Source organism: Cysteiniphilum sp. JM-1 (assembly GCF_008711525.1).
GTDB lineage: Bacteria > Pseudomonadota > Gammaproteobacteria > Francisellales > Francisellaceae > Caedibacter.
Map to the genome: position 1 here is coordinate 1 of NZ_VXKS01000037.1, position 7,318 is coordinate 7,318.

Sequence of the window (7,318 nt, forward strand, 5' to 3'; positions counted from 1 at the left end):
TCTTTTAATCGAGCATTTTCACGCTCAAGCGTGTCGATTCTAGCCAATAGCTCTTGAATCATTTTTTCTAGTTTCATATCCATCGATCAAATTACGCCATATTTATTTGCAAATGAAAACATCAAATCGAGAAAAATTGCTAAAAATCACGATTTACCAAAGTTTAACCTGCTGGGTAGTTACAAACAATGCTTTAATAGTTATTAAGCGACTACTCGCGTCTAATCGAAAAAAGGAGCTACATATGATGAAAACACCTATCTTAATTGTTCTATTTTTATTTTTTTATACTTGTGCATTCGCCACCGATGGATATGGTTTAGTTATAGATGATGATAGTAACGTGGCCTTAATGACCTTAAACAAATCCTCTATAGCATATAATACGGACTGCAACCCTGATGCTGATTTTTCTTACTATGATGGCGTAACCGACTCTAGTGATTCTAGCGAGATATACTTTGAATTAGATGGAGTTCATGGTGATTCATCTTCATGCACAGATACATTTAAAACCTTAATTAATTACTATGGTGCTACAACGTGTAACTTTGGTTACAATGGATCAGAAGAGACTTGCGACGACGGTGATTACGATGATGATTACTCTGGTGTAGTAGTATTTTCCGGAACGATCTATGGTGCAAACGACTACAAAGATAATATGTATAATTGGGTACAAATATGTGCTATAAAAGATGATGCATTGCAACAGGCTGACTGTTATATATCATATAACTCAGCATCAGGAAACATTCAGCCCCCCCTACTATTTCAAGGTAATAATGGTTCAATGTTTTATATCTGTGTTGGTCAATGCTCATCAGCTCTGACAGAAGCACAATATAACGAAGCAATGAAAGTTTTAAATGATATCAAAATGGGTCTAAACGTTGCTAAAATCATATTGTCATTACTTCTTCTTTAGTCAAATAACGTTAGAAGTTGATGGTAATACTCTAAACTCCATACCTAGGGAGCTATAGATGTAAGCTTCTTCTTTCTACTTTAATACGAATAATGTTATCTATTTTTATTTTTTTTGCTACAGTTACAAGTGATAAGTGGAAGTATAACAATAAGGAATTCAGATATGTATACGGACTTTTTTACTGATGCAACGGCTTTGCTACAAGTAATAAAAATTGGTTCAATTTCTGGTGCTGCTGAGCACACAGGCGAACACAGAACAACGATCTCAAGAAAAATTCAACGACTTGAGTTTCATTTGAAGCAAAATTTAATTTCTACTAAAAGTGGGAGAATTGAACTGACCCACTTTGGTCAGCAATTTTTACCAAGATTACAAAATTTAATTGAGATGACGAATGATAGTATTCTTGAACTAACCAATAAATCTGATAGTAAAAATATGAAAATTCGCTTTTTTAACAATATCGGCATTTACTATTTTTTTGGTCAACAATGTATTGATGCTATCCTTCAAAATCACCCTAATATTTCCGTTGAAATGACAAGCTACACCTACTATCAAATGCTAAATTTTGGCGTCATCTCAAAAGCCCTTTTTGATCAATTTGACGTGATTTTTATACATGATAGTTTGTTACATTTAATCGATGATGAGGAGTGGATTGTTAAGTTAAGCCTATCTACAACGCACAAACTATATGCTAGTAAGAAGTATCTACAACATCACTCAGAAATTCAATCTGCTGATGATTTGACCAAGCATATTTGTATTTATAATAATTTGCATCCCAATAGGATATGGACATTAAAAGAAACTAATAGCGAGCAGGAGATACATCTTAGCTTGGAACAAACCATTGGTACAGACGCCGTACTGATGCAACATAAATTAGTTACTCAAAATTATGGAATCGGACTATTGCCTGAATCTATTGTCAAATCTGAAAACACCGACTTAATAAATATATTACCAGAGCTATCTAGCAATCAATTTACCACCTATATGCTTATTAATCGAGAGTCACTCAAAAACACCTTGATTAAAGATGCACTAAGTTCTGTTATTGATAAATTAAAAACGCTAGACTACTGGTTATAACAATATCTGTTATCTTAATTTAAATGTGAAGCTATCTTTTGCATAATCTCCCTTGCCATAATAGGTGTGTGAAACGGTGTACTGATGACCATTCACCGTTTCTAAGTAGCGACCATTAGGGTTATTGTTTGCCAGAATATATAAATGCTCAAGACCAAAGAGCCCTCCTGAACAATGTAGCAAGATGATCTCACCTTTGACCAAGCTACCATTAATAGCAATTTTTAAATTGAAAACATACCCATCAGAGCTTCTAGAGCAATTTTTAACGGGGTGATCTACCACAAAACCACCATCACTAATTCTGCTATACAGCATCGTATGCATGTCCTCATCATATACCTTTGTTAAGGTCAAGTTCAGTTGAGTATATTTATAGCCTAAGTCTGGGTGTGCTTTATGAATAACTTCATGACTAACATAGTTTGAATACTGAGGCTGTGCTGTGATCAATGACTCTGGATTAAAGTCGATTGAAATCTCACCCAAATCACCAGCCATTCGAAAATTTAATGGTATTGTTATATTTGCAAAGGAAATATTACTACATAATAGTGAAACTAAACTTATACCAAAAAGTGGGCTTAAAATATAATATTTAATGATGTTCATCTATAAAATCTCTTTTCTAAAATGGTTCAACTGGATAACATGACCCCTTAGTTAGCCATGCATTTTTTTGTAAATCATCTGGATAAGCAATACTTTCGCATATATTATTCCCAATGATCATCTGCCATTCTCTGTCGTCAAAGTGATAAGTATATTTGCCACCGTAATGAACAATAGGACCTTTTAATCCTCGCTTTGACATCTCAATACTAACCCCTTGAGGTGTTTTACCATTATCACTGGAATAAATAAACTTAGCTTTTTCAACCTGATGATCAAATGGCTCTTGATTTAACCTATTCACTTTTGTTACCTCCTGTTCATTCATATCATAAGTCAATAAGAACACATCTGCCATTGCTACCTTAGGGGCATTAGCTACAGCAAAATAAACCACCTCGCCATCTTCGGCAACTTCCAGAGCTGTTATAGATTTAAATAGCGTATTAGCAGATGATAGCTGAAGTTGCTGATAATCATTCACCTCACTATCATACCAAAAAACATTAAAAGAACCATCGCTCATAATGATATAGGTTCTATTGCCATAGTGGCTATATATGACTGGGTAAATACCATCAACATTTTCCCAAGTTTTGTGATTAATTAAAGTATCATAAGTTTCATCAAAGGTTATAAACTTCATCTGATGCTCGGTTGCAGCAATCAAAGTTCGTGTTTGCTCATTAAATGCCTGAAATATAACGGCTCCATCTAATGGAAAAATATTCTGTATTGGGGTTTTAGATATCAGCTTAATTGCATCTGTCCCTAGATGAATTGACCATAAGCTACCATCTGAATACCCCATAAAAATAGCATGCGAAGTTGCCAAGGTATTTGTTGGAATATCATAACTATCACTATTTTTGTTGGTTGTAACATTATGGACTGCGTCACCTGTTTCCGTAAGGAAATAACTATATCTTCTAACATCATCTCTTACTGGCTTTTTAAATGGATTTAAGAAATCTTGTAGAAAGTTTAATGTGCCTGAAGTTGGTATAGGTATAGGTATACCTCCAACATTTTGTATTTCAAAACCTACATCCATGCTGAAGTGTTGGCTAGTCGCAACAGACTCTACCACGAAAGCACGATTATAACTTCCTTGATTAGCGTTAATTGGTTGATAAATAACATATACATTCGCAACGCCATAGTCATTTTCATTTGGTAACACAGTGACAACTTTTGGCACTCCAGCTAGATTGGATAACTCAACCGCAGCAAGCCCCCCTCCTTTTTCAGTTTCTTGACGCGCGTAACGAAAAGTAGCTGAGAAAATATCAGGACTAGCAACTTGAAAAATACTTTTTGTTCTTCCAAATCCAATCAACAACTGCCCTTTAGTTTTATCAAATAAATGTGTTTCTGGATTTACATTCGGAAAATAAGTCAAAGAAGTAATTGCATAGCTTTCACTCATACTACCAAAGAAATCCTGTGCAGTATATTTTAAAACACTGCCTTCAATAAATTTGCCTGTCTGTTTATCCTCTATTTCTGGTCCTAGATAGCCTAAATCATTGACATTCATATTGGCTTTATAGATGATTAAATCCGCATTAGAATAACCAATAGCTACATAAGTCTCCACATTACCATTTGTTCCCTCTCGATCAAAAACAAGTATTTTGGTTATGATGCCATTAACTGTATAGTTATTCACTTTAAATACAAAATTTAAGTAATTACTAAACATGGTTCCATGACTTAACAAATTCATTAACTCATTTGTAGCATTGCTCCAACTACCTTCTATGGCTAAACCCTTCTTTTGTTGATGAACTGCCCCAGTCTTGAAACTTACATTGATATTTTTAATCGTCTCTAAGCCTGTTTTCTCCTGTATTTCAAAACCCTGACCAAGGTTGATCAACATAAAAAACAGTAACAATCTAATGCTAACCCTTCTTATTAACCCTTTACATTTATGTCCTAGAATCATGTGACTATTATAAACCAGTGCCATATCAACTGCCTCCAAATTGCTTATATTGACTCTCTTTATTTTAACAGCGGCTTATCCACCTTAAAAACATACACACGCCAGCTAAGAAGTTGCAAAATTAACTAAAACAGCAAGGTGACAAGAACAAATTATCTTATTTCCTACAATAACTCACCCTAAATACATTGCATGTTGTAACGAGTCGTATAATTTCAAGCCCCGTTTCATCTCGTTACAACATGCAATGTATTAGACAAGTCATTCGCATGCAGCCCATTTAGCATAGAATGTAGTTAGTTTACAGGGGACTTTTGAGTCTACCAAATTCCCTCCCCCGCAAAGAAAACTAACCAAAGGAAATATATCGAACATCAATTCGGTTCGTACGTATCAACAATCGTAAATAATGGAGTATAAAATGGGACTTAATAAAATCAAAAACTTAATTAGCATCTCAAGCGTTTTTATCACATGCTCACTTAGCTATGGTGAACATGATAGCATGATTGACTACGCATCATTTTATCATCAACACACAGAGTATTTAAAGAACCATCCTGATGCAGGATATAGCATCCCAAATGGTTTTAAATTACATGCATTGCCAGTAGGCGTTATGAGCACCCAAGCAAATACTACCAATCATCACTTCGCTGCTTATCAATGGTCAATGTATAAGCCTGATGCAGGTATTATGCTCGATGAAATACCTCTAAACTATGCGCATAAGAATCAGCACGATGTTTATGTAGCAATTATTGATACAGGTACTCCCTACCATTACATGAAAGAGCTAGATAGTAAGCTCAATCAAAAAATTGGCAGACATTTTTGGATTGATTATCAAAAACTAAATGAAGCTAAGACTGAAATAGGAAATCCACCTGACTGGGATGAAATGACTGATGACATTAATAGTGTCAGTGATTTTGATATGACTATGGAGGAAATCCAATTATTACAAAGAGGTAATAGTGAATTCCCTGACGAACTGGATAGCTTAGATGATGGAATCCCTCTTGTTGTTGATAACCACATTACTGATAGAGGGTCTTATCACGGGAGTCATGTGGCTGGCATCATTGGTGCCAATGGTCCCTATATTCATGGTGTAACTGGCTTTGATAAGCATGTAAAAATACTCCCCATTAAAGCTTTAGAGGATAATGGTTCTGGAGATACGAATGCCATATTAGAGGCTGTTTTATGGGCCGCAGGCTCTCCAGAGGCTAAAGCAGGTGTCAATCCAAACCCAGCCAAAGTGATTAATCTTAGCTTGGGTATGTCCAGAGTTGATGCTGGTATTGATGAATTTGATTGGTTTTTATTTGTTATGCCTATGATGTGTCATGCATGGGAATATGTTGTTAATGAAGCAAATAAAATGGGATCAACGGTCGTCATTGCTGCTGGAAATGATGGGCATGAATTATGGAATGACATCCCCTCTGGCTGCCCCAACCTAAATGCCATCGTTGTTGAAGCAACTGGTCCTACAGGAAAGCGTTCATTTTATTCTACTTATGCCAGCGATAACTGGTTTACAAAATCAACAATCATCAAAGCACCAGGAGGAGATTCGAAAATTGATCCTGAAAATGGCAAAGTGCTTTCAACGGTTAATGGTCGCTATGCTTTTTTTCAGGGGACCAGTATGGCAGCCCCACATGTATCAGGGATTGTCGCATTACTATACCGAATTAATCCAAGTATTAGTTATAAACAAGTTGCAAGCATTCTTTCACGCTCCTATCAAGAAAATGGCGTAATTAGCGCAAAATACGCTATTAATTTAGCACAAAAAGAACTTACTATACGAGTGGCTAGTTATGACAACCTTTAATTTGACCATAGGGGTATTGACAACATTAATTATAACTGCTGTTAATTCTGCCACTGCATCATGTCTGTTCCAAAGTGAAAACTGCATTGATAATTGCTGCCCTAGTCAAACACCTATTAGTAATGTTTATTTGAACCGTTCTGCTTATGCACTAAGCGCTAATATAGAAACAAAATTTGCCGACTGGGTTGCTTATCGCGTTATCTCAAGCAACATTGGTGGGAAAACACAGCGAAAGTGGCGTCAAGATCCTAAAATTGATCCAAACTCAACTTTATCACCAAGAGACTACCTTGATGCACACATGTTACAGAGTTATGATCGAGGGCATCAAGCTCCCTTAGGACATTTTGGCAACTCTCCAGACAGCAGCTGGAAAGAAACCAACTATTTGTCAAATATTACGCCTCAAAAATCACAGCTCAACCAAGGTCCTTGGCAGAAGCTTGAGCTAAAAGAACGAGAATTATCAAAAAGAGGTCATGTGCTCTATGTTCTTACAGGAACTCTATATGAGTCATACATGCCGGTGCTACCTTTTGCCACGATTTCTCACCAAATTCCAAGCAGCTATTGGAAGATTATATTAAGCAAAAAAGATAACAAAACAACAGAAATAAGCGCATTTATTATGCCGCAAACAGCACAACGGTATGATAGTTTCTGTAGTTATGAAGTCAGTCTAGATGAAGTGTTAAGCAGAACACAATTGCATCTTTTTTCTGATACCTCAGAACATAGTCTTACAAAGGGGCTATCTAGTGCCTGACCGGAAATGACTGGAGATCATATAAAATAAGGCTTTGACGCCAGAGATTTCAAATGAAGTTTTTTAACTCTATTCTCACATAAGCTTATTTCACGTTGTTTCTTGATG

6 protein-coding genes are annotated in these 7,318 nt (G+C 35.8%); 4 read left to right on the forward strand and 2 right to left on the reverse strand.

Annotated features, from left to right (window positions below; translation table 11 throughout):
• Positions 1-244 precede the first annotated feature (244 nt).
• Together F3D68_RS10740 and F3D68_RS10745 are read left to right on the forward strand one after the other, a co-directional pair.
• A complete protein-coding gene (locus F3D68_RS10740) occupies positions 245-928 on the forward strand; it encodes a hypothetical protein (protein ID WP_151194435.1) in 684 nt (227 codons plus the stop codon).
• Positions 929-1,093: 165 nt separating this feature from the next.
• On the forward strand, positions 1,094-2,032 hold the full coding sequence (locus tag F3D68_RS10745; RefSeq protein ID WP_151194436.1) for a LysR family transcriptional regulator: 939 nt from the start codon (positions 1,094-1,096) through the stop codon (positions 2,030-2,032).
• 9 nt (positions 2,033-2,041) lie between these two features.
• On the opposite strand, the gene F3D68_RS10750 is transcribed toward F3D68_RS10745, so the two are convergent.
• Together F3D68_RS10750 and F3D68_RS10755 are read right to left on the reverse strand one after the other, a co-directional pair.
• The gene (locus F3D68_RS10750; RefSeq protein WP_151194437.1) at positions 2,042-2,644 is read right to left on the reverse strand and encodes a hypothetical protein; all 603 of its coding nucleotides are present in this window, start codon (positions 2,642-2,644) and stop codon (positions 2,042-2,044) included.
• Positions 2,645-2,660: 16 nt separating this feature from the next.
• A complete protein-coding gene (locus F3D68_RS10755) occupies positions 2,661-4,544 on the reverse strand; it encodes a hypothetical protein (protein WP_151194438.1) in 1,884 nt (627 codons plus the stop codon).
• Between the two features lie 472 nt (positions 4,545-5,016).
• Between F3D68_RS10755 and F3D68_RS10760 the strand changes: the two genes are divergently transcribed.
• Both F3D68_RS10760 and F3D68_RS10765 read left to right on the forward strand, forming a co-directional pair.
• A complete protein-coding gene (locus F3D68_RS10760) occupies positions 5,017-6,441 on the forward strand; it encodes a S8 family serine peptidase (protein ID WP_191092809.1) in 1,425 nt (474 codons plus the stop codon).
• Positions 6,428-7,210, forward strand: coding sequence for a DNA/RNA non-specific endonuclease (locus F3D68_RS10765; RefSeq protein WP_151194440.1), 783 nt, complete (start codon positions 6,428-6,430; stop codon positions 7,208-7,210). The genes F3D68_RS10760 and F3D68_RS10765 overlap by 14 nt, the downstream gene beginning before the upstream one ends.
• The last annotated feature ends 108 nt before the right edge of the window (positions 7,211-7,318 follow it).

Coding starts and splice junctions, on each gene's coding strand:
- F3D68_RS10740 (WP_151194435.1), top strand. CDS start 245: ATGATGAAAACACCTATCTTAATTGTTCTATTTTTATTTTTTTATACT.
- F3D68_RS10745 (WP_151194436.1), top strand. CDS start 1,094: ATGTATACGGACTTTTTTACTGATGCAACGGCTTTGCTACAAGTAATA.
- F3D68_RS10750 (WP_151194437.1), bottom strand. CDS start 2,644: ATGAACATCATTAAATATTATATTTTAAGCCCACTTTTTGGTATAAGT.
- F3D68_RS10760 (WP_191092809.1), top strand. CDS start 5,017: ATGGGACTTAATAAAATCAAAAACTTAATTAGCATCTCAAGCGTTTTT.
- F3D68_RS10765 (WP_151194440.1), top strand. CDS start 6,428: ATGACAACCTTTAATTTGACCATAGGGGTATTGACAACATTAATTATA.